This is a genomic window from Candidatus Xiphinematobacter sp. (assembly GCA_016766635.1).
Classification (GTDB): domain Bacteria; phylum Verrucomicrobiota; class Verrucomicrobiia; order Chthoniobacterales; family Xiphinematobacteraceae; genus Xiphinematobacter.
Genome location: CP068473.1, coordinates 252,066 through 277,642, shown reverse-complemented (window position 1 = coordinate 277,642; position 25,577 = coordinate 252,066). Strand labels below are relative to the sequence as shown.

21 protein-coding genes are annotated in these 25,577 nt (G+C 48.9%); 7 read left to right on the top strand and 14 right to left on the bottom strand.

Annotated features, from left to right (window positions below; all coding sequences use genetic code 11):
- Positions 1 to 38: 38 nt before the first annotated feature.
- Entirely contained in the window at positions 39 to 1,139 is a 1,101-nt protein-coding gene (locus JMM79_01225; GenBank protein QQY08578.1) for a rod shape-determining protein RodA, read from the bottom strand.
- 38 nt (positions 1,140 to 1,177) lie between these two features.
- Between JMM79_01225 and JMM79_01220 the strand changes: the two genes are divergently transcribed.
- Positions 1,178 to 1,480, top strand: a complete 303-nt coding sequence (locus JMM79_01220) for a hypothetical protein (GenBank protein ID QQY08577.1) — start codon at positions 1,178 to 1,180, stop codon at positions 1,478 to 1,480.
- A gap of 38 nt (positions 1,481 to 1,518) precedes the next feature.
- Here the strand turns inward: JMM79_01220 and JMM79_01215 are convergent, their stop codons facing one another.
- On the bottom strand, positions 1,519 to 2,295 hold the full coding sequence (locus JMM79_01215; GenBank protein ID QQY08576.1) for an HAD-IIB family hydrolase: 777 nt from the start codon (positions 2,293 to 2,295) through the stop codon (positions 1,519 to 1,521).
- A 660-nt stretch (positions 2,296 to 2,955) separates the two neighbouring features.
- Between JMM79_01215 and JMM79_01210 the strand changes: the two genes are divergently transcribed.
- Together JMM79_01210 and JMM79_01205 are read left to right on the top strand one after the other, a co-directional pair.
- Positions 2,956 to 4,200 carry an ABC transporter substrate-binding protein gene (locus JMM79_01210; protein ID QQY08575.1) on the top strand — a complete coding sequence of 415 codons (1,245 nt, stop codon included), beginning with the start codon at positions 2,956 to 2,958 and terminating at the stop codon, positions 4,198 to 4,200.
- Positions 4,201 to 4,585: 385 nt separating this feature from the next.
- On the top strand, positions 4,586 to 5,491 hold the full coding sequence (locus JMM79_01205) for a branched-chain amino acid ABC transporter permease (GenBank protein ID QQY08574.1): 906 nt from the start codon (positions 4,586 to 4,588) through the stop codon (positions 5,489 to 5,491).
- Between the two features lie 41 nt (positions 5,492 to 5,532).
- On the opposite strand, the gene JMM79_01200 is transcribed toward JMM79_01205, so the two are convergent.
- From JMM79_01200 to pstS, 10 genes are all read right to left on the bottom strand, one after another.
- Positions 5,533 to 5,889: a YbjQ family protein gene (locus tag JMM79_01200; protein ID QQY08573.1), complete on the bottom strand. Its 357-nt coding sequence runs from the start codon at positions 5,887 to 5,889 to the stop codon at positions 5,533 to 5,535.
- An 11-nt stretch (positions 5,890 to 5,900) separates the two neighbouring features.
- Positions 5,901 to 6,374, bottom strand: coding sequence for a hypothetical protein (locus tag JMM79_01195; GenBank protein ID QQY08572.1), 474 nt, complete (start codon positions 6,372 to 6,374; stop codon positions 5,901 to 5,903).
- 144 nt (positions 6,375 to 6,518) lie between these two features.
- Positions 6,519 to 7,640: a DNA polymerase III subunit delta gene (gene holA, locus JMM79_01190; GenBank protein QQY08571.1), complete on the bottom strand. Its 1,122-nt coding sequence runs from the start codon at positions 7,638 to 7,640 to the stop codon at positions 6,519 to 6,521.
- A 771-nt stretch (positions 7,641 to 8,411) separates the two neighbouring features.
- Positions 8,412 to 10,163 carry a serine hydroxymethyltransferase gene (locus JMM79_01185; GenBank protein ID QQY08570.1) on the bottom strand — a complete coding sequence of 584 codons (1,752 nt, stop codon included), beginning with the start codon at positions 10,161 to 10,163 and terminating at the stop codon, positions 8,412 to 8,414.
- Positions 10,164 to 10,564: 401 nt separating this feature from the next.
- Positions 10,565 to 11,800 (bottom strand): Glu/Leu/Phe/Val dehydrogenase, encoded by a 1,236-nt coding sequence (locus JMM79_01180; protein ID QQY08737.1) that lies wholly within the window; start codon positions 11,798 to 11,800, stop codon positions 10,565 to 10,567.
- A gap of 1,086 nt (positions 11,801 to 12,886) precedes the next feature.
- Entirely contained in the window at positions 12,887 to 13,570 is a 684-nt protein-coding gene (gene phoU, locus JMM79_01175; protein QQY08569.1) for a phosphate signaling complex protein PhoU, read from the bottom strand.
- Between the two features lie 46 nt (positions 13,571 to 13,616).
- Positions 13,617 to 14,393, bottom strand: coding sequence for a phosphate ABC transporter ATP-binding protein (pstB, locus tag JMM79_01170; GenBank protein ID QQY08736.1), 777 nt, complete (start codon positions 14,391 to 14,393; stop codon positions 13,617 to 13,619).
- Between the two features lie 143 nt (positions 14,394 to 14,536).
- On the bottom strand, positions 14,537 to 15,415 hold the full coding sequence (gene pstA, locus JMM79_01165) for a phosphate ABC transporter permease PstA (GenBank protein QQY08568.1): 879 nt from the start codon (positions 15,413 to 15,415) through the stop codon (positions 14,537 to 14,539).
- Positions 15,412 to 16,362, bottom strand: a complete 951-nt coding sequence (gene pstC / locus JMM79_01160; GenBank protein QQY08567.1) for a phosphate ABC transporter permease subunit PstC — start codon at positions 16,360 to 16,362, stop codon at positions 15,412 to 15,414. The genes pstA and pstC overlap by 4 nt, the downstream gene beginning before the upstream one ends.
- Positions 16,363 to 16,406: 44 nt before the next feature.
- Positions 16,407 to 17,414 (bottom strand): phosphate ABC transporter substrate-binding protein PstS, encoded by a 1,008-nt coding sequence (gene pstS / locus JMM79_01155; GenBank protein ID QQY08566.1) that lies wholly within the window; start codon positions 17,412 to 17,414, stop codon positions 16,407 to 16,409.
- Between the two features lie 125 nt (positions 17,415 to 17,539).
- Between pstS and JMM79_01150 the strand changes: the two genes are divergently transcribed.
- Both JMM79_01150 and JMM79_01145 read left to right on the top strand, forming a co-directional pair.
- Complete coding sequence (locus JMM79_01150) at positions 17,540 to 18,271, top strand: ABC transporter ATP-binding protein (protein QQY08735.1); 732 nt, start codon at positions 17,540 to 17,542, stop codon at positions 18,269 to 18,271.
- Position 18,272: 1 nt separating this feature from the next.
- Positions 18,273 to 19,454 (top strand): glycosyltransferase family 4 protein, encoded by a 1,182-nt coding sequence (locus JMM79_01145; GenBank protein ID QQY08565.1) that lies wholly within the window; start codon positions 18,273 to 18,275, stop codon positions 19,452 to 19,454.
- A gap of 9 nt (positions 19,455 to 19,463) precedes the next feature.
- Here JMM79_01145 and pnp read toward each other — a convergent pair whose 3' ends face one another.
- Entirely contained in the window at positions 19,464 to 21,527 is a 2,064-nt protein-coding gene (pnp, locus tag JMM79_01140; protein QQY08734.1) for a polyribonucleotide nucleotidyltransferase, read from the bottom strand.
- 75 nt (positions 21,528 to 21,602) lie between these two features.
- A complete protein-coding gene (rpsO, locus tag JMM79_01135) occupies positions 21,603 to 21,866 on the bottom strand; it encodes a 30S ribosomal protein S15 (protein QQY08733.1) in 264 nt (87 codons plus the stop codon).
- A 491-nt stretch (positions 21,867 to 22,357) separates the two neighbouring features.
- Between rpsO and JMM79_01130 the strand changes: the two genes are divergently transcribed.
- Together JMM79_01130 and JMM79_01125 are read left to right on the top strand one after the other, a co-directional pair.
- Positions 22,358 to 22,777: a YjbQ family protein gene (locus JMM79_01130; GenBank protein QQY08564.1), complete on the top strand. Its 420-nt coding sequence runs from the start codon at positions 22,358 to 22,360 to the stop codon at positions 22,775 to 22,777.
- A gap of 82 nt (positions 22,778 to 22,859) precedes the next feature.
- The gene (locus JMM79_01125) at positions 22,860 to 25,223 is read left to right on the top strand and encodes a DEAD/DEAH box helicase (GenBank protein QQY08563.1); all 2,364 of its coding nucleotides are present in this window, start codon (positions 22,860 to 22,862) and stop codon (positions 25,221 to 25,223) included.
- The last annotated feature ends 354 nt before the right edge of the window (positions 25,224 to 25,577 follow it).

Genomic DNA, 25,577 nt, shown 5'->3' with positions numbered 1-25,577 from the left:
GCTGCTTGAAATCCTACCTGGAGCTTTCTTGCATGAGTTTATCGTGGCCTTTTTCGGTAAATCCAGATGCTCTGCAAGAAAGCTAGAGAAGTCATTACTGTAAATAAGAAGGTTCCCCCATAGCTCATGAATGGTAGTGGCAAACCCGTGACGGGTGTAACCGCGACGGTCATGCCAAGGTTCATAAAAATGTGCGCGAAAAGCATCATTATGATACCTAGAGCAAGTAGACATCCAAAATCATCACCAGCTCGAGAAGCAATATAGAGCCCAGTCAGCAGCAGGAGAGCATATGCAATGATCAGGCACAATCCCCCCAAAAAGCCGTGCTGTTCTCCCATCACGCTAAAGATGAAGTCGTTGTGGACAGCCGCTCTCGGTAGATATCCAAGCCTGTTTAGAGTATTTTCAGCCTTGAATCCTTTCCCATAAAAGCCACCAGAACCAATGGCATTCAAGGATTGGTTGATATTGTAGGAGGCATTCAATGGATCAACATCAGGGTTCAAAAAAGTCGTGATTCGCTCTCGCTGGTAAGGCTTGAGGCCAAAATATACCACCACCGGCACAGCTGCCACCGCAACTAGTAGCATAGTGATTAAGTAGCGCTTGGGAATGCCGGCTGCAAAAAGCATTCCCATTAGGGTGAATCCCCACACCAAAGAAGACCCCAAATCTGGCTGCAGAAGTACCAGAGCTGCAGGAATTCCTACAAGAACTAGGCTAACTGTAATGCGAAAAAGTGGATGTAGTCGATGTGATCGATGCAAAAAGACGGCCAACATGGCGATGCCAGTTACAACCGCCAGGTTTGAAGGTTGGAAGCTAAAAAAACCAAGACTCAGCCAACGACTACTGCCGTAGATAACCTTAGCGCTTGAGTATGTGATCGCCAAACTGCCAATTCCTAAGAGGTAGAGTAGGGGTCCACACCATCTGAGCCAGTGGTAATCTAGGAGAGCCAACGTGAGGAAAACGGGTAGGGAGAGTAGAAACCATACGATTTGCAAATCATAGAAGCGTAGGTCTCGCATCCAAGTTGCACTATAAATAGAGTAAATGCCGTAGACTCCCAACCCCAACGTGAGAGCCAGCAGAAGCCAGTTAAGTCCTAGCAGTTTCCTTAGAAAGGGGTACATACAAACGTTTTGCCTATACGTTTGGATGGGAGTGAGGAATGAACAGCGTTTCTGCTCGTAAACCTGCTGGCTCTTGGGGAGTTCCCTTCCTCGTCTCGGAGAGCACCACGCGGTTTGTGACAGTTAGGGAGCAGTTTGCTGCTGCTTTTTTTGTTTCTACGGTAGTAGGCTTGCAATTCTCCACCGTCAACGACTACTTTGTGACAAAGCTTGTTGCTTTGGATTGTGTAACCCACAAAAGTGCCTGCTGTACTTTTTCCGGCAACGTAAAGGGCTTTTCTTTGCCAAGAGGCTTCCGCTGTCGGCAAGCAAAACGTGGCGCCTCCCCGTTCTCGAGGTGAGAATACCCCAGAGATTTGACCTAGGTGGCGGCGAGAGTCTATTCTCGACTGCGAAAGTGGTCCATGGCTTCCACCACCCCAGAAGCAAAAGTCCTGGAGGCAACAAATCCGCCTGCGTGCGCAACGGCTTGCTTCACTGCAGCGACGGCATTTGCAGGGCAAGCACACATGGACGCCGTTTCTCCGCCCAACATGGGAAGGTCATTGTAACTATCCCCAATAGCAAGAACAGCCTCCCGAGAGAGGTTAATAAGTCTGCAGAGCTCTACCAATGTAGAGCCCTTATGGTAGTCAGCATGGCTGAAACGCAGGTAAATAGTATTTCTCTGAAAAGAGAACTTTGGGAAGTGTCTACAAATATCCTCCAATTCCAGGATGAACCGGCGCATGGTTTTTTCTTCAGGGATAATGAGACCGATAAAAGCCTCCTGTTCACGTACGATTGTCACCCCATGATATCGAAGTGCTTGTTTATAAATTTCTTGCAGTGATTCTCGACATTGAAGCATAAGCTCTTTATGTTGGGCGCGCCCTGCTTCTGTCCACTCACTGAAGTACTTCCACTCCCCGGAGGGAATCCGACGATAGATTTCTCGTTCGAGTGAGATGATATACTCGGGAGATACAGGAGACCGAAACTTGCTGAGTCCCTCTAAAGTGTACGTAAAGGAGCGGCCAGTATTGATCACCCAAGTTCCTCCATCTTGTTGATGACAAAAAAGTCTGCTCAAGAATTCCTCTGTGCACTGCCCTTGAAAAAATGGATCAATCAGGGTGCCGTCAAAGTCAGTACAGAGCAAGGCAATGGTGGACATGAAAGAAAAAAACTCTAGCCCAGCTAGGGCTATAGACTAAGATTGCTTTTGGGTAACAATGGAAAGCAAGACCCGACGATCGGGAGAGAATAGGAGGCTAACCGCGCAGCCGCTGCCTTTCTATAGAGGGCCAGCCCAAATCTAGCCCCTCGCGAGGGAGAAAAGCGGACCAACTTAGTATAGAACGATAGAACGGGTGCACACCTACCTTCCCACCATACAACCAATACAACCGGCCCGGGCACATAAAAACCCTCTCAATTCTTTGAGACAAGGCAATCCCAGACAGCACCTATCCGAGTCATAAACATAACGAGGAAGCCGCCGACCGCACCAACAAGCCCTCGAACAGAACAACACTCAGAGAGACAAGGAGTAGCCTAACGAGAAATTACGAGTAGAAGAAGCAAAAAACATCCTTCATCCTGCTTTTTCGTGAAAGCAGCATTTTTTTACTTGGCAAGTGGGAGCGATTTTCGCGAGCCTGTGACTCCAACAAATGGTAGTCCTCCATAGGAGGGGTCTTGTCCTATAAAAAAGAGGGGGGGCTGTGCTTCTCTTTTGCCAAGAGGTTAATGTGAATTCCCAAGGCAGGGGCACCTGCTTTGCGTGTGAAGTTACCCTGACGTAACATTCTGTCCTTTCGTTCCCATGTCTCAGATGATTTCTCCAAAGAGCTTGGCTCTTGCATTGTCCTCCGTCCTTGCCCTTTCAGTACTTTTCTTCCAGGCTCTTCAGAGAAGGGGAGGTGAACACATTGGCAACGACATGCGGGGACCAATTCGCATTGGGGTATTTCAGTCGCTTACTGGAACAGAAGCTAGTTTTGGCCGGAGTGTGATGAAGGGAATCGAGATGGCTATGAACGAAATTAACGCCCAGGGGGGGGTATTGGTGAAATTGGGAAAGAAAAATTCTCTAAGGCGTCCCCTTGAGATCATCGTGCGTGATAATCAATCCAAACCAGGGGAAACTTCAGCTATTGCTAGGGAACTCATTAGTCGCTACCATGCGGTAGCTCTCATTGGAGAGGTCTCCTCAGGGCGTACCTTGGAGGCAGCACCTATTGCTCAGAGATATCATGTCCCTTTGCTTGCCAACTCCGCCTCCAATGACAGGGTGACGAAAATTGGGAGCTATGTTTTTCGCGTAAGTTATCGTGATAGTCAGCAGGGTGGGGTACTGGCGCGATATGTGTACCTTTTAGGAAAAAGGAGGGCTGCACTCCTCGTGGATTCTAGCAGGGATAATAGTGCCACCATAGCTGACAGTTTCAAGAGACAGTTCACTGCATTAGGCGGTAGCGTCGTCGAAAAGCAAAGTTACAATGCTCATGACAAGGACTTTCAGGCTCAGGTTACTGCTATCAAGAACTCTGGTGCTGACTGTCTTTTTCTCCCTGGAGTTTATACGGAGTGTGCAACTATTATGAAACAGGCGCGGTCTTTGGGACTAAACCTTCCCACATTTGGTGGGGACTCCTGGGACTCTCCAGTTCTTGTCAACGTGGCGGGCAAAGCAGCTGAAGGAGCGATCTTCACAAATAGCTTTTCTGCTGATGATCCCGATCCTACTGTACAATCCTTCGTCCGGAGCTATCAGCGTAAGTACGGCCCACATGCTGTGCCCGTAGCTCTTGCTGTAACAGGCTTTGATGCGCTTAAATTAATGGTGAATGCTATTGAGCGCGTTAAGGCCGACGGCCCAGATTTCAATCCGAAGGATCCCAGCAAGTTGAAACGCTTTCGGCATGCGATTCGCGATGCGCTTGCGGAGACCAAGGACTATAGGGCTGTTAGCGGTAGGATTACTTTTAATAAAAATGGTGATCCCGCTAAAGCCATGGTACTGCTACGTGTTCGCCATGGGCGGTTTGAGTTCGTCCAAAAAGAAACCCATCTTTAGTAAAAAGTGTAAGGTGCACTCTTATCTCTTATGGAAGGTTATGAAAATTTAATAGAGCAGACATATGGTTCCCAGAAATCAGAGGCCACAAGACGATGCTCTGATGTGCTAGAAAATTATGAGGAGGGGGATATGGTAATCTTCCTACCTCTTTTCTGGCCATGGGCCCGTGTGTTTGTGTCCCTACCACTCAGGCACACTACCTCAGAGGGTCGATACCACCACTAGTGGAAGCCTTTTGGAAAGGACTAAGATCTAAGCCCAACAATCCCCCTCCCTATCGGGGGCTCCAGTGCAACGAAACCGGAATCCAGAAGATCTGCCATAGTAATTCTCGTGTACGGGCAGGAAATCTGCTTACTTGCCTAGAGGGCTTACTTCACAAATGGAATTCTCTCAACAGCTAATCAACGGACTCTCACTCGGCTCAATTTATGCACTTATTGCTTTAGGCTACAGCATGGTGTACGGTGTCCTGAGGTTTATTAATTTCGCGCACGGAGACATTCTAATGGTGGGGGCCTTCGTAGGCTATTATTTAGCTCCGGGAGTGCACGCTTTTTTGGGTGGTTGCGGACTGATACCAGTTGGAATCGCTGTGCTGATGTTGACGATGGTGGTTTGCGCCTTGTTGGGGATCTCCATCGAGTTTTTCGCCTACCGTCCCTTGAGGAGCCATCCAAGGCTTACGGTACTAATTACCTCAATTGGTGTGTCTCTTTTGTTGGAGTATGGTGGACAAATTCTCTTTGGTGTCAGCGTTAAGCCATTCCCAAGCCTTCTTCCATCCTTTCGAATTCCCTTAGGATTTGGTTTAAGTGTAGCTTCTAACCACTTAGTAGCGCTTGGGGTATCTGGAATATTACTTTTAGTGTTACGCCTGTTGGTGCTGCGCACCAAACTAGGCTTGGCCATGAGGGCATTAGCCCATAACCAGGAAGCGGCTGCACTTATGGGGATCAACACAAATATTATCATTTCTCTCACCTTTGCTGCTGGCTCTGCGCTCGCTGGTGCCGGTGGAATCCTTTACGCCTTGAATATCCATTCTATTGACCCTCTCATGGGCATTCTGCCAGGTATGAAAGCCTTCGTTGCAGCAGTGTTGGGAGGGATTGGGAGCTTGCCTGGTGCGGCTTTAGGGGGGATCCTTTTAGGCGTAGTAGAAAGTCTAATTGGAGGGTCTCCAATCTCTTCTTATCGAGATGCTGTAGCATTTAGCATTCTTATTCTAATTCTGTTGCTGCGCCCAACAGGGATTCTAGGCAAGAGAGTCCAGGAGAAGGTATAGGAGCAGGTATAGGCTGGAGACATACCCACAAGATGCCCTAGTTAATTTGAGTAGGGGGGGGAATTTATCGGTTCGACAATAACGGCCGTTCCATAGGCAAAGACTTCAGTGGCGCCCTGTAAAAGTTCGGTGCTGTCATAGTGGACAGCAAGGAGTGCATTGGCCCCATGCTCAGACGCTTGCGTGATGAGCGTATGTAAGACCTCTTGGCGAGCTCTTTCACAGACTTTGGTGTATAGTGTCTTGCGGCCCCCAGCTATTATCTTCAGGAAATCCAGAAATCTCTGAGATCCAATAGAGAAACGTATGGTAGCACTGTGCATAATCCCCAACTGGTGGATTATTCGATATCCTGCTAACTCGTTTGCAGTAGTAGTAAAAAAACTTGAAGAACCCATATTGCTTATACCTAAGGACAGGGGGGAACAAGCAAACGGCAATTGGGATTAAGCTGTTCCTTGTACCGGTAGATATTAACCGGTGCAACGGAAAGGAGAACGGCCTGCAGCAAAACAAACTCTGGATAGAACTGATTACTCGCAGGCTCATATACGGTTTGACCAGAAAAATATCCCTCAAGGGAGTACTCGTAGTTATTGTCAAATCCAATCCTATTTAGCTTTCGATCGGGAGTAAGGCATGTTTGCTCATTTAATATGGACAACTTGGCATTGCTCCAACGCTCCTTAGGTTTTCTTATCCAACCCCATGTCTTGTAGTCCACTTTGTACATCCGTCTTCCAATAAAATGACCTTTGGAACCACCCCCCAGAGCAGACCTTCTTTGTATGCTGATAGGGTCACAAACTATAGGGCTGATCGGCTTAAGCACCCCGCAGCCGACTGATCCAATAAGAAGGAGGATAGTGGACCAAAGCGACACAAAACGACTCACAGAGGGATTTGAATAGTTGGCGCGGTGAAGCTTTGTTGGCAGAATCACAGGGAAATGGTATTGGAAAAGCAGGATATTGCACTCCACCTAGTTACCTAGAATTAGGTTGGAAGGTGCGGTTGGGGTATAGAGTTATCTTACCACAATATGTAAAAGGAGACGCGTGAGAATGGCGACTTCTCCCAATGGGGAGGGATTAGTGAGCGAATGATTTGCTTCCAGACATTTCCTTAGAGCAATTCTAAGTTCTGCCTGTGAGTATCTGGCAGAGTGTATCGCAGAAAGCCCGAGGGCGTATGTGTTTATGGTACCGTCTTTTTTTCTTGGAAGATGAGAAACTGCTCCAATGGGAAGTTTTTTAATTGAGTGAACAAAGGCATTCGCGCTTATGGGTGGGGAGATGTCGTGGTGTTCTATGAGACTTTTGACGATAAGGAGGTTACGTACGGTAGGAACTATGGCCACTAAGAAAATGCTGAGAGCTTGTTCGCCTTGAAGGATGAGTTCTCGTAGGAACTCTAAGCAGAGTGGTGCATTGCGGGTCAAGATTGCGTTGGAGAGATCAAAGATGCTGCTTGCACGTGTACTGGGGATTAGCTCGCGCACCATAGCCTCCGTGACGGTATTACCGGTTTCTGAACTTAACGATATGGAAAGTTTTTCAAGCTCTGACTCAGCCAAAAGGGTATCCTCCCCAACACGAATCACAAAGAGATCTAGGGCAGCAGGTTCAAAATGGAACTGACGCTTTGCAGAGTTTTTTTTTATCCACTCAGTGATATCAGTTCTAGTGGCGTGCCCCCTCAAGCTAGGGCCATCGCAAATTATTACCTCTGCCAGCTTGGCTAATGCCTTATAAGTGGACCTTCGCCTATCTGCAGCGGGCGCGCTCAGGAGAAAGAAGACACCGGTGGGAATGCCAGATTTTAGGATATTTTGCAGCTCTTCTAGGACGGAGTTGAGAACTGTTGAGCGTCCGATTACAGGGTCCGTGAGCATCGAGGCATTTCTCAACCAGACCAACTTGTTCTCATGTAAGAATGGAGCAGTCAATAGAGCTTGAATAGTACTTGTAATGGCTGCTATCGCACGACCAACCGTTTCTGCCGCCCCATCAATAACTTCCCTAGCGAAGGAACACGCACGCGGTACCAAGCGCTCGGCCAGATTTACGGCGCTGGATCGGACTGCAGCTTCTTCTGAGCCCGTTACAAGATAGAAGGTCCTGGGCCTATGGAGTGATGGAATAGACATATCGCAATGGGAAACCAGCCCGTGAGCCTACCTATGTCAGTTATGGGTGGAAGTCTCAGGGGTCTCCCCCAAGTCAATTAGATATTCAGTCTTTCAATGCCTTTCATTTGCCTGCAGTAAGGATAAAAGCCGCCTACCGAGGCTCCTGAAGCAGGCATAGTAGGAAACTTTCGGAGAATAGAGGAGAGCGGGCGGTCTGTTTCTGAGTCTTAGTCAAATCCCTGCAATAGGAGGATCGCATTAACTTTAGGCCCTTGCAGCACTGCACATGTTAAGAAAGAAAAAAAAACTTAGCAAGAATGGGGGGAGAATGAGGATAAGAAGGCATTGCTTCCATCCGCAGGATTTTTTTTGCCGAGGAAGTCTTGGTAAAAGCGCACATCTTGCACTTGACCTAGCAACCCTTCCTATTTCAGGGTAGCGCCGGCCAGATTCTACTGGATCCCGAATGGATCTACTGGATCCAAATAGAGGGGGAACAAAATGGAGAACAGTATGGTTGATGCCTTGCCTTCGTCGCTCACTTTGTATCTCCTTCCTTAGGAGGAAGGAGATACGTGTTGCCCCTACCGAAAAAAAGCGGTCCAGTTGCACACCTTATGCTAACGGAGGCTATGAAGATGAGGAACGTTCCTCCAGAGATGGGATAGGAAAAGGCAGTTTGGAAACGGACTGCTTAGCTGTACTTTCTCTTATCCCTCCTTAATAGGGTCCAAAGGTGCGGTCATCCCTAGACTAGACTAGCTCTTAGCAGGAACCTAGCTCTAGCTCTTAGTAGGAAACCACTTTCCATAGGGGAAGCCATCCACTAGGATGGACCGCGGGAGGAGGGAACCCCAAAGTAAAGTCGACCACCTTGGAACGAATCTTCGCGAGGGCTTGATCGTCTGCACGCACTTTGAGGGCAGCATCGACAAAACCTGCAATTTCCCCAATGTCCTCCTCCTTTACTCCTCTCGTAGTCACGGCCGGTGTGCCAAGACGAACACCTCCGGTTTTTGTGATAGGTTCTGTGTCGAATGGCAACGCATTTTTATTAACTGTGATAGCAGCTTTATCCAGGATACCTTGGGCCTCAGCCCCATGAATGTTTTGAGGACGGAGGTCCAAGAGAAACATGTGATTGTCTGTGCCGCCAGAGACGATGCGATAGCCCAGCGCAGAGAGCTGGGCAGCAAGTAATCTGCTATTAGCAATAACTTGCCGTGCATAGGATGCGAAAGCGGGTTGCAGCGCCTCATAAAAGCAGACTGCTTTTGCGGCAATAACATGTGGCAGTGGTCCACCCTGTACACCAGGAAAAACGGTGGAGTCCACCTTTTTGGCATGTTGTTGTTTGCATAGGATTAGTCCAGCACGGGGCCCCCGGAGACTTTTATGGGTAGTGGCAGTTACAAAATCGGCATAGGGAACAGGGCTCGGATGTACTCCGCCGGCTACCAGGCCAGCGATGTGTGCCATATCTACAAGTAACAACGCGTCGACCAGATCAGCAATTTGCTTAAACAAGGCAAAATTAATGATGCGGGAATAAGCAGAAGCTCCCGCTATGATCAGCTTAGGACGAACCGTCTCAGCCTGACGGACCAAGGCGTCATAATCAATTCTTTCTGTTCGTTGATCCACTCCATAGTGGTATATCTCATAGAGTTTTCCAGAAAAATTTGCCTTGTGACCATGAGTAAGGTGCCCTCCATGAGAGAGGTCCATCGTCAGCACACGATCGCCAGGCTCTAGACAGCTAGAACATACAGCCATATTTGCTTGACTTCCTGAATGAGGCTGGACGTTTGCATGTTCGGCGCCGAATAGCTTTTTAGCACGCTCAACGGCAAGTAATTCTATGGTATCTACAAACTCACAGCCACCGTACCATCGTCTTCCTGGATAGCCTTCTGCATATTTATTTGTAAGGCAGGAGCTTTGAGCCTGCATTACCGCGACACTCGCATAGTTCTCTGAGGCAATGAGTTCGATGTGTTCAAACTGTCGGCGTTGCTCACCGAAAATCGCCTGGGCAGTCTCGGGGTCCAAAGTATCCAATTGCGGAAGGGTAGGAAAGGAAGAGGGCAAGCGGTCCAAGAGGGCAAGAATTTTTTGTACAGCATTCTTAATTGTATCCTTACACCGCCGATATGTCCCCAGATCGTTCCCGATGGGATCTGGGATATCCAGGGATGTATCGGAGGATTCAAGTTCACGAAGCAGAAAAGACCTACTCGCAGCTGATGGATAAAATAGCGTGAGTCTCCTTTTCTGTTCACGACTCATAACAAAGATATGTGTGGCACGCCTAATGTGTTCCTCCACAAGAGGACGACTCCGATGGGAAGAAATATCAATGCCTTCCTCCTCCTGAAGAATCTGTGAGGCAAATTGACTGGGGAGGGCATTAGAAAGGGCATGGAGGCCGGCAGACCACACCTCGACATCTTTTCGATCGCACAGCAGCTTTTTCAAGAGAGCTTCTGCCATTGGGCTGCGGCAAGTATTGCCGGCACAAACAAACAAAACCGATTGCATCAAAAGAATTTGAGAAGAACGAGAGAAAAACAAGGACTGAAGACAGGATAATTTTCTATAAGTTGCCAGTCAATGACTTAAGTCAAGTAACGCAGTGTCTCCTAGGGCAGCGGGGGCTCTCGGAGAGCAAGCGCTCCCCCCCCCTTCTCCAGCATGTCCCCCTCCCCTGCATGCACACAGCTCACTTGCGGTAGTTTAATATTTTAACACCACCCTTAACTAGGGGGACAGTCCCTATGGAAATAACATGTCCTAGGCACATTCCACTACGCTGCAATCTCCATGGTTAGGTTACCCCCAGGTAGAAAATCAGCCGGCTGGATGTACCAAGCAGCCTAAGGATGCAAAAAAGAAAAGCTACCCTACCCTTGTGGGCGGAACCAACTGTGCCTCTTCCCCTTTCACGGGAAGAGGCCCCTCATCCGCTTAGCAGCCTGGACGCGTTCGATACCAATTGAGAGGGCCGAGTTCCGGTGAGAAATACCCCTCTCTTTTGCTCTGCGCACCACTGCGGAAAAAGCGCCTTCAAGAATCCTGCACAACCTATCAATCACTTCTGTGTTGCTCCAAAGGAAGTTTTGCATATCTTGGACCCACTCGAAGTAGGACACCACAACGCCGCCTACATTGCAAAGGATATCTGGTATAACAAAAATCTCCTCCCGCCTTCGATCTAGGATGGCGTCAGCCTCCGGGGTTGTAGGGCCGTTGGCGGCTTCTGCTAAAATACGGCAGCGAAGTTTTCCGGCATTGGAAGCCGTGATAACGCGCTCTATAGCGGCCGGAATCAGCACGTCACAAGGAAGGGTCAGGAGTTCTTCAGGGTCAATAACTTCCCCCCCCGAAAATCCTGCTAAACTCTTATTGTGTTCCGCGGCATATCGATCTGCCATGGCTACGTCAATTCCTTTGGGATTGTAAATGGCGACTGCCTGATCGCTGATACCGATGATTTTCATTCCAGTGCGATAGGCAAGACCGCAGGCTGTTACAGAACCTACATTGCCAAACCCCTGTATGATGGCAGTACGACCCTGCGGACTAATCTGCAGGTGGTTAAAAGCACGCTCCACCAGAAATGTCACACCGCGTCCAGTAGCCTCTCTTCTACCGGCACATCCACCTAGTGCTGCTGGTTTTCCAGTGACAATCTCAGCAACTGACTTACCTGAATGAGAGGAGTAGGCATCCATAAACCAGGCCATAATTTGTTCATTTGTGCCTAAATCTGGCCCCATAATGTCCGTCTGTGGTCCGACGAAGGGAATCATTTCCAACATGTACCTGCGAGAAATCCTTTGAAGCTCAACTAAAGTCAGGCTCCTGGGATCTACCGCGACTCCTCCCTTTGCGCCACCGTAGGGAAGACTAGCAAGTGCACATTTCCAGCTCATCCACACCGCCAGTGCCGCAGATTCCCCCAAAGTTAAGGAAGGCGTAAAGCGGGTACCCCCTTTTGTAGGACCAAGGGCAAGGTGATGCTGCACACGGTAGCCTTGGAAGACAGCGATGCTTCCATCTTCGCGATGAATGGGGATTGATATAGAGATCGCCCGTTTTGGTAGAATCAGCTGATCGCGTTCACCATCTTGGATCTCCAACATATCAGCCACAGTGTCGAACTGTTGCCGAGCCATCTTGAAAACAGGATCCAAATGGATTTCTCGTTCCATATTCTTTTTTTGAAACAGGAAGTGGTTAATACGGCTAAACCCCCCCACTGGTCAATTTACCCTAACCACTTCTACCACGCACGGTAGTAGAATCCTAGACAGCGGTGACCAGTCAAGCACGTATGCGGTTGTTCATGCCTTTGGTAAAAAATCTTTTTTATGACAAGGGCCCAGTATCTTTCTTCTCATTAAGCCTATTACATTCGCATGTTCTCTACTCGCTCTAGTATCCAATAGAATGTATCTGGCTAGCGAAAGTGGCAAGTATCCATAGGGAGACAATACAAGAAACATGGTCTCTTGCCTATCCAACAAGGACGTATAGCAACAAAAGTCGTGGGACGTTTCCCTTTTGGACGCGTGGGAAGTCAGCTTTCTCTATTCTTGGATAATAGAGAACAGTGTCTTCTCAAGGCGAAGTATCTGGAAAAGATAGTTGTTAGTTCTATATCTACACCTTCAGTTTTGCTTTTTCTGCTGCTAAAGTGAGGCCAACCAGGAGCTTCCCACAGTGAAAGACTCTCGGTCCACGGTCCATTAAGACACAGTATACAGGCCGATAGGTCGTTCCACAGATTGTGTGGCGCGAGGCACCCTCCTCTATAAGAACCTCCTTCGGAGAGGAAGTACCTCACCTTTTCTCTATGCATGCCTTATCTAAGGGAGTTTGAAGTCTTAAAGCGCCGCCCGTTGCCTAGTAGGATGGCCTTGACTTTTTAGCTTTCCGTCTAGTTGCCATCTCCATAGCGCGCAGCGAACCATTTTATGTATAACCAAGCACTTCCATGGGGGGATTGGTACACAGTAAAATACCATTTACACAAACAGGTTCGGCAATTTATGGCCGCGACAGCAGCAACCAAGGTAAGAACAAAGAACCAGACGGCTATGCTAGGATAGGCTAGTAACAAAACATTTCCGCTACAAAACTACACACTGACTTGTCAGTCAGGAAGTTGACGAGAGAAAGAAGTGCGTGTCCTCGCAAGGGGTATTCCCTTCCATTGGAAGGGCACATCACCCTTCCGGAAGTCCTTCGTAAACTCTTTTTTAGTCCCGGTGTCGGATATCCAGTGCTGAGATGAGAAAAACTGTATCCTCCGCAATATTGGTAGAATGATCCCCGATGCGTTCAATATAACGGGCGATAAAAATCAAATTCAAGTAGGTGCGAACACGAAAGACATCCCTCAGCATCATAGCATCGCTAAGTTGCTCAGCAATTTCCTCGTTCATGTCATCCAGCTCTCTATCACGCGATCTGAGTGTCAAGGCAAGTTCAATATTTCGGTTAGCGAACGCCTGCAGGGCATCCCCAAACATGCTAGTGGCGTGGCGAAACATTTCGTGAGTTGCTATAACTTCCGGAACTAGAGGGGCTGCATTGAGTCGAATTACTCTGCGTGAAATCCCGACAGCTTGATCGGCAATGCGTTCAAGATGAACACTTAGTTTCATGGTAGCTAGGACCTCTCGCATATCGGAGGCGACTGGGTTAAAGCGCATCATTGTCTCAGTACCCTCTCGGTCAATCTGAACCTCTAGAGCGTCAATTTCTTCATCGTTGGCAAGGACGGTTAGGCAAGATTGATCCTCACGGCGAATCAATCCAATGAGGGAGTTTTGTAAGTTTCTCTGAGTAAGACTTGCCATCATAAGCACATTCGTTCGCAAAGAGGTCATCGCGGCTTCGAACGTACCTAAAATATGGCGTCGTGAGGTACGTGCATTCATCCTTTTGGCCGTCTTATAGCTCTCCCCTTCTCCATCCCAATGTGGTTTAGCCAAAACGCCCCGTGATGTAGTCCTCCGTTTGTTTCTCTCTGGGATTGGAAAAGACCTTTGTGGTAGTACCATATTCGACGAGATATCCCAGGTAGAAGAATGCAGTTCGATCAGAACAACGTGTGGCTTGTTGCATGTTATGGGTAACTATAATAACGGTGAGTTTCTGTTTAAGCCTCTGGATCAATTCTTCAACTTTAGCGGTGGCAATAGGATCAAGAGCCGAACAGGGCTCATCCATGAGAAGTACCTCTGGTTGGTTCGCAATGGCGCGGGCGATGCAGAGGCGCTGCATTTGACCACCTGAGAGTCCTAACGCACTTTCATGAAGGCGATCTTTGACCTCCCCCCAAAGTGCGGCATCTCGCAGGCTTCGCTCCACGGTTTGATCCAGGAAATCTCTCTCATTCTGCCCGGCAATCCGAAGACTGTACACGATATTTTCGTAAATGGACTTGGGAAAGGGATTGGATTTTTGAAAGACCATGCCAATTCTTCTCCGCAAAGCGATAACCTCTACCCGGGGCCCATAGATACTTCTTCCCATTAAGGTAATATCGCCTTCATGGCGCACCCCCTCAATCAACTCGTTCATACGATTAAAGTTGCGCAAGAGAGTTGACTTTCCACATCCCGAAGGTCCAATGAAGGCAGTTACCTCCCCTTCTGGGATTTCCATAGAGATGTCGTGAAGGGCTTTCTTAGAACCATAGTAGAAGCTGAAGTTCTGAACCGAAAGTAAGTCTGCCCGCCTTACAGATTTTGGCTCCATAGTAATCAGGGACAAGCCCTCTTCGTCGTTAGTTATATTCCGTACCGCCACTCTCTGCCTCTCCACCGGATCCGGGAATCCACTGGAGGAGCCTGGCCAGCCACTCCAAATCCAACGCATTTACCTAAAATCTTTACCTAAAATCACCTCTTCCTGACGAGAAGCTGCGCGGTGACACTGGTAATCGTAACGATGCCCACCAGCACCAATGAAGCAGCCCACGCCAGATTCGCCTGGTAGTCGTATGGAATGTTAGAGAAGTTGTAAATAAGTACTGAGAGAGAGGCGGTGGGATGTCCGATGGACTTTGGCCAATAAGAGCTAAAGAGCGCCGTGAAGAGTACAGGAGCTGTCTCACCTGCAGCGCGAGCAATTGCTAACATTAAACCAGTCGTCATAGCTGGCAAAGCCTCTGGGAGCACTATACACCAGATGGTTTGAAATACAGTGGCACCCAATCCGGTGGAAGCTTCTCGAAGAGCATAGGGTACCCCCAATAGGGCCTGTTCAGAGGTAAGAAGAATGGTAGGAAGAATAAGTATGGCAAGAGCAATGCTACCCGCCATAGCAGAAAACCCTAGGTGGACAACTAGGACGGAGAAAACGAAGATTCCACAAATAATGGAGGGGATACCGGTTAACAGCTTGGCTATAAAACGCACCGCGCAGGAAAATCCAGAGCCACGGTCGTATTCATTAATATAAATCGCGGCGAGAATACCAACTGGGGCTGCAATGAATAAGGCTAGACTTACCATGATAAGGGTGCCAATAACAGCATTGCCAAATCCACCTCCTGCCGATCCTACCGCAGGTGGTAGACTAGTGAAGAGAGAAGGCTTAAGAAGCGGGACGCCGTTTCTGAGTACAAGAAAGACGATTGACAGCAAAGGAATAAGCGTAAGTAGCGAAAGACCAGCGCAAATAAAACTTAAAAAAATGCTGAGGGAGGAACGCAGTTTCACCTGCGGTGTTTTGGATGTATCCACCAGAGGGCCCAGGGAATTTATAACACTCATCATCGTTGGCGAATTTTTACCGTGATACGTTGGGTGCGTCTGAGGATGATCTCTCCAGTAGCATTTACCAAAAGAGTGAGCAACATTAGTAAGAGTGCAGCATGCATCAGAGAGGAAACTTGTAGCCCCTCCGCCTCAGCGAATTGATTGGCCAATAGGCTAGCCAAAGTTCCAGCCGGGGCTAAAAGAGAAAACGTTAACCGTGTGCTGTTCCCGATAAGCATGGCCACAGCCATTGTCTCCCCCATAGCTCGACCAAGGGCGAGAATGGTCGCAGCGACAATGCCGGGGCTTGCAGTTGGTAGAATGACACCGAATATTGCTTCCCAACGGGTTGCTCCAAGTGCGTACGCTCCTTCTCTCAGGGTTTTAGGCACGTCAACTAGAGCATTACGAGAAATGGCGGTAATAGTGGGCAGCACCATAAGAGCTAAGATCAAACTTGCGGCTAACATGCTGTTGCCAAAGACTGGCCCCTGAAATAGGGGAATAAATCCTAGAGAGTTGGATAGCCAATTGCCACCCTTTCGAACAATTGGAATCACTATGGCAGCGCCCCAGAGCCCGTAAACCACGCTAGGGATAGCAGCAAGAAGTTCTACTACAAAACGGATAGACTGGCGAAATACAGGAGGGAGAAAATCCTCGCTTAAAAAGATTGCAATTGCTATCCCAAGGGGCAGGGCGATGAGGAGTGCAAAGACAGAGCTCATTGTGGTACCAACCAGGAAAGGAAGCGCTCCAAAGTGGTCCGTGTTAGGATTCCAAGAGGCACGGATAAAGAACTGCAGTCCAAATTTTCTGAGAGAGGGCAGTGCCTGGCTGAAAATTTCCAGGACGATCCAGGCTAGGAGTGCTACAGTGGCTGCTGCGGCTGTCCAACAGAGGACGTATAGCCAGTCTGCCGGATGAGACCAAGACAGCCTTTTCGCCCTTTTTTTCTCCTTCATAGTGACAGCCTATTCTAGACAGATTGTAGGCAGATCGGGGTTGGCTATTTTACACCAGCCAACTTTTCTTGGGTTGGCCCTACTATTAGGGACGGTAGGGGGATGTAGCCAAGTTGTGCAGCCAACGATTGACCAGCGGTCAGAGCATAACCTACGAAGGCCTTCAGAGCCCTGCTTTTTTCGGCATCTTTATAGGTTTTATACAGAAGGAGCCAGCTGAAGGTAACAATTGGGTAGTCTCCCCCTCCGTCCGGGTCAGTTGGTGAGTTCTCAGATGAGGAGATAGAGGACAAGGCAGTATAGCCGCTTACTGGTGTAGCTCTTACAAAATTTCCAGACTTATTTTGCAGTTCAGGGAACGTAACCCCGCTGCTGATGGCGTAGCCGTATTCCATGTAGCCGATGGCGCCAGGGATTTGCTTAATAAGCGTAGTAACTCCGTCATTTCCCTTTCCAGCTACACCAGTAGGCCAAGCTACAGATTTGTTAGCACCAATAGTTTTCTTGAAATCTTGGCTGATTGCAGAGAGATGTCGGGTAAATGCAAACGTGGTTCCACTCCCATCTGAGCGCGTGACAACAAGGATGGGGAGGTCCGGCAGTACTACTTCGCAGTTTGTAGAGACAATATCCGGATCATTCCAACAGGTAATTCTTCCAAGAAAAATGTCGACATAAGCTTTGCGGGAAAGCCTGAGGGAAGTAATACCAGGAAGATTATAGCCTAGGACAACTGATCCTCCAATGACTGGAATTGTTACAATCCCCTTTGGGATGGCTGCACCCTTTTTAGGGGCTATGACGTCGCTTGCAGCAAAGTCCACAACACGCCTCCTCAAGCCCTTAATACCTGCACCACTTCCAATTGCTTGGTAGTTCACTTCGATGTCTGGGCGCCTCTTGCTAAACTCGGCGATCCAACGTTGATAAAGAGGGGCTGGAAAAGAGGCTCCTATTCCCTGTAGAAAAATCTGCTTTTCCGTACTTGCGAAAACGGCCGTGTCCAGAGAGAGTGCAGCCCAATAGACAGGGACGAGTAAAAAGAACTTCATGGATGACGTTGGATAGATTCAGCCTCTCCCCTCTTGGTGTCTTCTCCCGTTTGAAGAAATGCTAGAAAAAAGTATTAAATTTGGTACCCCTGCGGGTGGCTTTCCGATTTAAGTTGCGCTTCCAGATGGGGTTTTTATCTTCCACACTAGTGTCCGAAATACAGATAGAGGCAGTTAGGCTTCGCCAGTCCTTCCAGGTAGGGGGGGAGTGCGTGGAAGTCCTTGGGGGCGTCGATCTACAAATTTTCCATGGAGAGACCGTGTTTATTTGCGGTACTTCAGGAGCTGGGAAAACGACCCTGCTTTATGCTTTAGCAGGGCTAGAACGGCCTAAGTCAGGACAGATTCTCTTTGAAGGTGTGTCTCTTTATGAGATGAACCCTCTTTGGATCACCAAGTTAAGGAACTCTAGGATGGGGTTTGTGTTTCAATCCTATTTTCTTTTTCCTGAATTAACTGTCCTAGAAAATACACTCCTGCCGGCCATAATCCTCGGTAATCGGCCGACCAACCGTGCTCAGGAGCTTTTAGATCGGGTAGGCTTAGGGAAGCGCTGGAGTCATCTACCTGCAGAACTAAGCGGTGGGGAGCAACAACGCGTCGCGATTGCCAGAGCTCTAATCAATAGGCCTGTCGTTTTGTTCGCGGATGAACCCACAGGAAACTTGGACTCATGCACTGGTAAAACAATCATTGGTCTCCTTCTAAATCTGGTACACCAAGAGGACTTAACTCTTGTGACGGTTACTCATGATCTCTCTCTTGCACGCCGTGGGGATCGATGGATACAGATCGAAAGTGGGGTAGCTCTTTCCCAACAGAAACGACAAGAAGTCGCGGGAGAAGGTAAGGCATGAAATGCGTATTTTGCACATAGAGTCCGGACTTAACTCCGGAGGGGAAGAGTATCGAATTTCTGATGAGGTACAATGGTTAAATGCAGCTGGGCATCAAGCTTGGATAGCATGTAATCCGGATAGCGAACTCTTTCAAACTGGACCTGCTCACGGCACATACGTTCTACCACTAAAGATGGTTTCCACATTTGCCCCTTCATCTACTTGGAAACTATTTAGGCTGGTCCGTGAGCTCAACTGTGACTTGGTGCACACGCATAGTCCGATCGATGCTTGGATATCTGTCCCCTTGCGGCTATTTGGCATCCCGATAGTTCGAAGTCGCCATATTACCAACCCAGTAGGAAGGAGTTTTTTCAGAACGTTCTGCTACCGATATGGATGTGATCATCTATTACCCACTGCAAGGGTAATTCATGATGCCCTTTTGGAGAACAATCGGATTCCGCCGGAAAGGATGACCGTTATTGGAGAAGGGGTGAACATCAAACGCTTTCACCCAGGTGTAGATGGAGGTAATTTTCGCCTTCTCTGGGGAGCAACTCCAAAGGACGTTTTATTTGGTTGCGTGGGCATGCTGCGCCCCGAGAAAGGACAGGATATTTTTATCAAGGCAGCTGCAATTGTCAGGAGATGCTCACCGAGTGCCCGTTTCGTTATCGTTGGGGATAATCCCAAGCACGGTTCTTCGATGCGGGAAAAATACCTGAAGATTGTACAGGAGGAATTTGGCTATGATGGCTGGAGGCCGGGGAACCCGATAGTCCTTTCTAGGAAGACCCCTTTAATTCTACATGGACATGCCGAGGAAGTAGCAGAAGCAACTGCTGCCCTGGATGTTGCAGTAATTCCCTCTTTAAGGGAAGCTCAGTCTAGGACCACGCCTGAAGCCATTTGTCTTGGAAAGCCGGTAATCACGAGCTGTGCCGGTGGCCTCCCCGAGGTAGTCAATGCTGGGAAGGTCGGGCTACTGGTGCCTCCTGGTAATGTAGAGGCCCTAGCTGGGGCGATGACCAGGTTAGTAGAGGATGGTGCACTACGATCGAGGCTTGCAAGGGAGGCAGCAACGAGAGGAAGAGAGCGATTCTCGCTCAATTGCCGAATGCAAGAGACCCTGCAGGTTTACCGCAAGGTGCTAGAAAAAAGGGTCCGTTGCCAAAGTACCAGAAAACGAGCAGGGTAAGGCAGTGCTCTATGCAGCTTCAACAACACTGCGCCTTTTCATGGCCTTTCTTCGGCTAAGCTTCACGCGCCCCTTTTCGTCAATCCCGATACACTGCACCCAGACGCTGTCTCCGACGGAGAGCACGTCCTCTACCCTTTTCACACGTGAATCAGTAAGTTCGGAAATATGCACCAATCCATCTTTTCCTGGAAGGATCTCGACAAAGGCACCAAATTCTCTAATGGACACCACAGTACCCTGATACATCTCCCCTACCATTACCTCCCTAACCATCCCCTGAATAATCTCTTTGGCCCGTTGAAGGCTGTCTCTGCTATTAGAGTAGATGCGGACGGAGCCATCGTCTTCGATATTAATCTCTGCTCCGCTCTCGGCAACGATGCCGCGGATAGTTTTCCCACCGGGGCCAATTAGAAGCCCGATCTTCTCACTGGGGATGTGAATAGTCTCAATGCGAGGAGCATGGGGATTGAGCTCTGCACGAGGTGCAGAAATAGTCGCGACCATCTGCTGAAGAATATGGGTTCTAGCCTCTGCAGCCTGCTCTACAGCCTCGGTTAGGATCTCGTGACCGATCCCAGGAAGCTTGAGATCGAGTTGGAATCCAGTTACCCCCAAAGAGGTGCCACAGAGTTTGAAGTCCATATCTCCAAAATGGTCTTCCAGGCCAATAATGTCGGTGAAGGTAGCGTGACGGGTTAGAGACCCATCGTCTGCGAACTCAGTAACAAGGCCAACAGAGATGCCAGCCACAGGCCGATCAATTGGGACTCCTGCATCCATAAGAGCCAGAGTTCCGCTACAGACAGCAGCCATCGATGTGGAACCATTCGACTCCATTACCTCGCTACTTATGCGGATGGCATAGGGGAATTCATTCTCAGTAGGAACAACAGGCGCAATGGAACGCTCAGCTAGAGCTCCATGCCCAACTTCCCGTCTACTACTTCCTCCCATCCGGCCCGTTTCCCCGACACTAAACGGTGGAAAGTTATAATGAAGGATAAACCGCTTGCTCTCCTCCCCGCCACCATAGGCATCAATCATCTGAGCCTCATTAATGGTACCAAGAGTTGCCAGAGCAAGGGCTTGAGTTTCACCACGTTGGAACATCGCTGAACCGTGAGCTCGTGGAACTAACCCCACTTCGGAAGAAATTGGCCGCAATTGATGGAGGACACGCCCATCGCAACGCTGATGGCGGTCCAGGATGCCGGCGCGAAATGCTCTCTTCTGGAGGAGGTCAAATGCCTGAGTAACGTCAAAAAGAGTTGCCTGAGGATATTTTGCAAGCACAGCAGTTCTCACCTCCTCTCTTAAGGCCCCAATGGCCCTTTCCCTAGCTTGCTTACCAGAGGTATAGAGGGCTGCCTCGATTCGACTACCAGCCACTTGATAGACAGTCTCCGATAGGGCATCACATACGGTAAGTAGAGGCACCACGCGCTTAGCTTTTCCAGCAAGGCGCTGAAGTTCTCTCTGAGCATCGACTAAAGCAGCAACGTATTCGCAGGCGATTGGGAATGCTGCAATGAGCTTCGACTCAGGTAACTCCTCCGCAGTGCCTTCAATCATAATGACATTTTTTCCGTCTCCTACATAAACAAGGTCTAAATCACTCTGAGCGCGTTGTGTATGAGTGGGATTCACAACAAACTTGCTGCAGACGTATCCTATGCGCACGGCGCCTATCGGCCCAGCAAATGGAATGTCAGAAACGGCGAGCGCAGCAGAGGCACCATTGATACTAAGGATATCAGGATCATTTTCTCCATCAGCACTCAACAGAAGACTGATGATCTGCGTGTCATAGAAGTACCCCTTTGGGAAAAGGGGGCGGAGGGGCCGGTCAGTCATTCTAGAGGTCAACGTTTCCTTTTCAGTGGGACGTCCCTCTCTTTTAAAGTATCCCCCAGGAAACTTACCGGCCGCAGCCGCCTTTTCACGGTAGTCTACAGTAAGGGGAAAAAAATCTTGCCCCTCCTTGAGGGTAGTCGAGGAGACTGCAGAAACGAGAACGATAGTCTCTCCACAGCAAACGGTGACCGCACCATCGGAAAGTTTTGCCATCTTACCCGTTTCAACGGTAACCGTGCCCTCTCCTATCTGACGAGTTACAGAGTACAAATTCCTTACTCCCTATTATTATTTTCTAAGCTGGAGCTTTTCTCTGACATTCTGATAACGCCCAAAGGAGACGTCCCTTAGGTATTCTAGCAGACGACGGCGGCATGACACAAGCCTGGTAAGACCCCTTCGGCAGGAGTAGTCCTTCCTGTGCCCCCTAAGATGCTCCGTCAGACGGCTAATCCGCTTCGTAAGAAGGGCCACCTGCACGTCCGCACTACCAGTGTCCCGCTGGTGGAGCCGGAGCCGTCCTTCTATCTCAGAACTTTCCGCCTTAAGCATAGCCGTTCCCTCCTCTACCAAAGTTTCATCAACGCAACCTCGCACTGACGCTAACCTCATTCCTTCGTGCTGACAAGGTGAAAAAAAGGAGGAAGATATTGCGAAGGTCGGTTTTTTTATTTGTTAGCTGCTTCCACGTAGGGGGCAGGAAAAAGGGAAAAAGTATCTTGGATGCGGAGGTGTGACCGATGTATGAAACAATTATTTAGGCGGCAAGGCGGCAATAATCTCAATTTCCAGCACTTACTTTCCTACCTCCTTCAGGGTGGGGACCCTAGTTGGTTGCTAACTAGTTAGTTGTGGCCGGACTTTACTGGGTTTTCTGGGTTTTGTCGGCCGTCTCTTTGCTTACCTGCTTGCACCCGCCAGGAACGACTGGCACTATTGCTTCCCCTAGGACTAGGATGGATTATCCCCCCCTCCAAAGGGGTAAGGGGTTAAGGGGGGTAAGGGGTTAAGGGGTTGTACTCTCCCTGCATGCAGTGCTGCTCATGATAGCTCTTCATCGGCTTATTATCGTCCCTACTCATGGAAAAGGGACTTATGAGATTACCCAAATGGTTCAAGAGGTCGTACGGCAATCGCTGATTCAGACAGGAGTGGCAGTAGTGTTTATTCGGCATACAAGTGCCAGCTTAATAACCTACGAGAATGCTGATCCCACTGCCAGAGAGGACCTGCATTCCTACTTTGATCGCATGGCACCGGAAGAAAATCCGAATTTGGTTCATACAGTAGAGGGGCCAGACGATTCCACTGGTCATTTACGCGCAGCACTCACCCGCACAAGTGAAGCTTTGCCAATTGTCTGTGGCAAGCTCGCTTTAGGAAGATGGCAGGGGATATTTGTCTTTGAACATCGTAAAACTACCCACTCCAGGACAGTGGATATAGCCGCCATAGGAACCTAGGTATGGTGCCTGTGCGCCTCTTGGCACAAGCTGAAGATGGTCCTGAGTGGCCCCTCTGGCTAGTAAAAATAACTGCTGCCCCATGGAATTAACGGAGAAAATTTTGATGTCTATGAGTGGAGCACAAGTGTTCCTCAAGGCAAAACGCCTATGTGTGGATGGTCTGATCAGCGAAGTTTCTTATGAACCGCCGGTACTCAAGGGAAAAATTAAGATCTGCGGAAGGCGGTTGTTTTCCGGTTTGCTAGTCCGCAGTTCTATTGATGTAGAAAACCTGTGTTCCTGTAGGGAATCACGTCTCTATGGGATTATTTGTGAACACTCAGTAGCCATAGGGCTCAGCTCACTACTTCCATCGGTCCCCGATACTCCGTTACCAACTTCTGCTTCTCTTTCCAGTCTGCCGGATAGAGAGGGCGGAAAAAAAGGTGAATCCCCGCAAGTGCAGCTATTCCTTGAAGGCTCACTCCGCTGCATGGAAGCCAAGCTCCGTTTTCATTATTCACAACCTAACTATCAGAATCCCGTGGCAGAAGACATCATTTTTACAGAATTGCTCGACTGGGGATTTGAACATGGAAGAGGGGAACACATGCATCTCCATGGAGAGGATGCAATACTCAACTTTTGTGCCACAGGTCTTCCCAGATTACGCGGTAAGTGGAAAATCACAGAAGGCACGAGGTGGAATCATGCTGCTGGGAACCTTATGCCTATTGAGCCTCAGTTTGCCATTTGCAAGCGTGAAGACGGTTGGTTGGATTTCCATATCCATTACAAGGCTGGCACAGAAGCCACTTTTTCCCAGGCAGATATACAGAAACTCCTCTTGAAGGGACGTTCTTACGTCCATCTAAAAAGCGGCAGTATAGCCGTAGCCAATGTAGCAGCACTTACTGATATAGAAGAGGTGCTTCGGGATTGTAACCCAATTCAGAGGGGTAGAGTATGGCACATTCCCGCGATGTTTGCCCCCTATCTACAGGATAGTACGGCGATATGGTCCGGCATGGCTTCAACCGTATCTCCCGATACATTCCGCTTGGGGAACCTAGAGACTATGAAGGGGCGACTGCGCCCATACCAAATTCGAGGAGTACAGTGGCTTGTGGATCGCTCAAGAGCTGGCCTCGGTGGCCTCCTTGCTGATGAGATGGGACTGGGGAAAACAATACAGACACTTGCTATGTTGGAGGTTGTAGGTGGAACTGCACTAGTAGTTTGTCCATCCTCTTTAATTTGGAACTGGGAAAGAGAGGCTAAACAGTTCTTCCCTGGAAAAAAGGTCACTACCATATGCGGCCCAAAACGGGCAGCATTTTTTTCAGAGACTACGGAGTGCAGGTTAGGCATAACGAGTTATGCGCTCTTACGCCGTGACATAGATCAATATCGAGATATTGCTTTCTCTGTCGTTATTCTGGATGAGGGTCAATACATCAAGAGTCCGGAGAGTCAAAATGCAAAAGCAGTTTACTCCCTTCGCGCTAAGAGCAGGTTTATCCTTACCGGGACCCCTATTGAAAACTCCATACGTGATTTGTGGGCTCTATTTCATTTTCTTCTTCCTGGGTATCTAGGCCCGCTGCAGTCTTTTAGGGATCGATACGAAGCTCCTCTTCTTGAGGGGGTTGTGAAAGACGACGTACTGCGTCGTCTATGCCGTCGTGTCCGACCCTACGTTTTGCGTCGGCTAAAGCAGGAGGTTGTAGACGATCTCCCCGACAAAATTGAAAGAGTGGTGGAGGTGGAGCTAAGCAGGACCCAAAAGGACGCGTACATGGCCTTTCAACTCGCTGCTCAGCGCAAAATCGACACCCTCATAAAAAAATCCAATCCTAATGTGGCTCGCCTGCTATCCCTAACTACTCTATTACGTTTAAGACAACTCTGTTGTGATCTCCGTCTGGTCCATCCAGAGGCCGGAGATGGGATGGAATCCTCCACAAAAATTACGGCACTTCTGGAGCTGATGCGAGAAGTTATAGGCGGAAACCATCGTGTGCTGGTTTTTAGCCAGTTTACTTCCATGCTGGATCTTATAGCATTAGCTCTGGATAGGGAAAGTATCCGCTACTGTAGGCTGGATGGATCTACTCGGGACCGTGAGGACGTTGTTAACCGATTTCAAGAGGATTATTCGTTAACTGTTTTTCTAATCAGCCTGAAAGCGGGCGGAGTAGGACTCAACCTGACTGCAGCGGATACGGTGATCCATTTTGATCCTTGGTGGAATCCAGCAGTCGAGGAGCAAGCTACAGCTCGCGCATATCGTATTGGTCAAAAGCACACAGTAACTTCTATTAAGCTTATTGCGCGTAAGACTGTTGAGGAACGTATCCTGCGCATGCAAAAGGATAAGAGGGGATTGCTGAGCGGGGTCTTGAACTTAGAGGAAGCGATCAACCGGCTATCACTTACAGAATTGCGGGAGCTGATTGCTTAAAAATGGAAGAGCCTTGGGCTATTTTCTTAGCCAGAAGGCTTTGTGGCGCCGTGCTTCTCTTCCTATAGTTGCCAGCAACGCAACTGTTCAACCAGCTACCAAGAGTGCTCGTAGTCTGGGAGCACCCGCGATACGCTCTTCACAAAGAGCTTCGGTGGACCCTTTTGGAGGCCTCTTCCATTTTGTGAGCCCAAAAAACAGGAAGATCGATCGGTCTCGATCTCCTCGGCGAAGGGGAGTAATGGGAGATAGTTGTGGCACCGAGTACCTTTAAAAAGTAAGGGATCCCTCTGCCTCCTTGAATGTGGGAACTTAGTCTTCCGCGCGGTAGAGGTGGGGGTGAGTGAGAGATGT

Bases quoted from the DNA above. Each gene is read 5' to 3' on its own strand.
- JMM79_01185 (QQY08570.1), bottom strand. From the start codon at position 10,163: ATGCAATCGGTTTTGTTTGTTTGTGCCGGCAATACTTGCCGCAGCCCA.
- JMM79_01215 (QQY08576.1), bottom strand. From the start codon at position 2,295: ATGTCCACCATTGCCTTGCTCTGTACTGACTTTGACGGCACCCTGATT.
- JMM79_01210 (QQY08575.1), top strand. From the start codon at position 2,956: ATGATTTCTCCAAAGAGCTTGGCTCTTGCATTGTCCTCCGTCCTTGCC.
- JMM79_01220 (QQY08577.1), top strand. From the start codon at position 1,178: ATGAACAGCGTTTCTGCTCGTAAACCTGCTGGCTCTTGGGGAGTTCCC.
- JMM79_01145 (QQY08565.1), top strand. From the start codon at position 18,273: ATGCGTATTTTGCACATAGAGTCCGGACTTAACTCCGGAGGGGAAGAG.
- JMM79_01150 (QQY08735.1), top strand. From the start codon at position 17,540: ATGGGGTTTTTATCTTCCACACTAGTGTCCGAAATACAGATAGAGGCA.
- pstB (QQY08736.1), bottom strand. From the start codon at position 14,393: ATGGAGCCAAAATCTGTAAGGCGGGCAGACTTACTTTCGGTTCAGAAC.
- JMM79_01180 (QQY08737.1), bottom strand. From the start codon at position 11,800: ATGGCTCGGCAACAGTTCGACACTGTGGCTGATATGTTGGAGATCCAA.
- pstS (QQY08566.1), bottom strand. From the start codon at position 17,414: ATGAAGTTCTTTTTACTCGTCCCTGTCTATTGGGCTGCACTCTCTCTG.
- JMM79_01125 (QQY08563.1), top strand. From the start codon at position 22,860: ATGGAATTAACGGAGAAAATTTTGATGTCTATGAGTGGAGCACAAGTG.
- JMM79_01130 (QQY08564.1), top strand. From the start codon at position 22,358: ATGATAGCTCTTCATCGGCTTATTATCGTCCCTACTCATGGAAAAGGG.
- JMM79_01200 (QQY08573.1), bottom strand. From the start codon at position 5,889: ATGGGTTCTTCAAGTTTTTTTACTACTACTGCAAACGAGTTAGCAGGA.
- pnp (QQY08734.1), bottom strand. From the start codon at position 21,527: ATGGCAAAACTTTCCGATGGTGCGGTCACCGTTTGCTGTGGAGAGACT.
- pstC (QQY08567.1), bottom strand. From the start codon at position 16,362: ATGAAGGAGAAAAAAAGGGCGAAAAGGCTGTCTTGGTCTCATCCGGCA.
- phoU (QQY08569.1), bottom strand. From the start codon at position 13,570: ATGAATGCACGTACCTCACGACGCCATATTTTAGGTACGTTCGAAGCC.
- rpsO (QQY08733.1), bottom strand. From the start codon at position 21,866: ATGCTTAAGGCGGAAAGTTCTGAGATAGAAGGACGGCTCCGGCTCCAC.
- pstA (QQY08568.1), bottom strand. From the start codon at position 15,415: ATGATGAGTGTTATAAATTCCCTGGGCCCTCTGGTGGATACATCCAAA.
- holA (QQY08571.1), bottom strand. From the start codon at position 7,640: ATGTCTATTCCATCACTCCATAGGCCCAGGACCTTCTATCTTGTAACG.
- JMM79_01225 (QQY08578.1), bottom strand. From the start codon at position 1,139: ATGTACCCCTTTCTAAGGAAACTGCTAGGACTTAACTGGCTTCTGCTG.
- JMM79_01205 (QQY08574.1), top strand. From the start codon at position 4,586: ATGGAATTCTCTCAACAGCTAATCAACGGACTCTCACTCGGCTCAATT.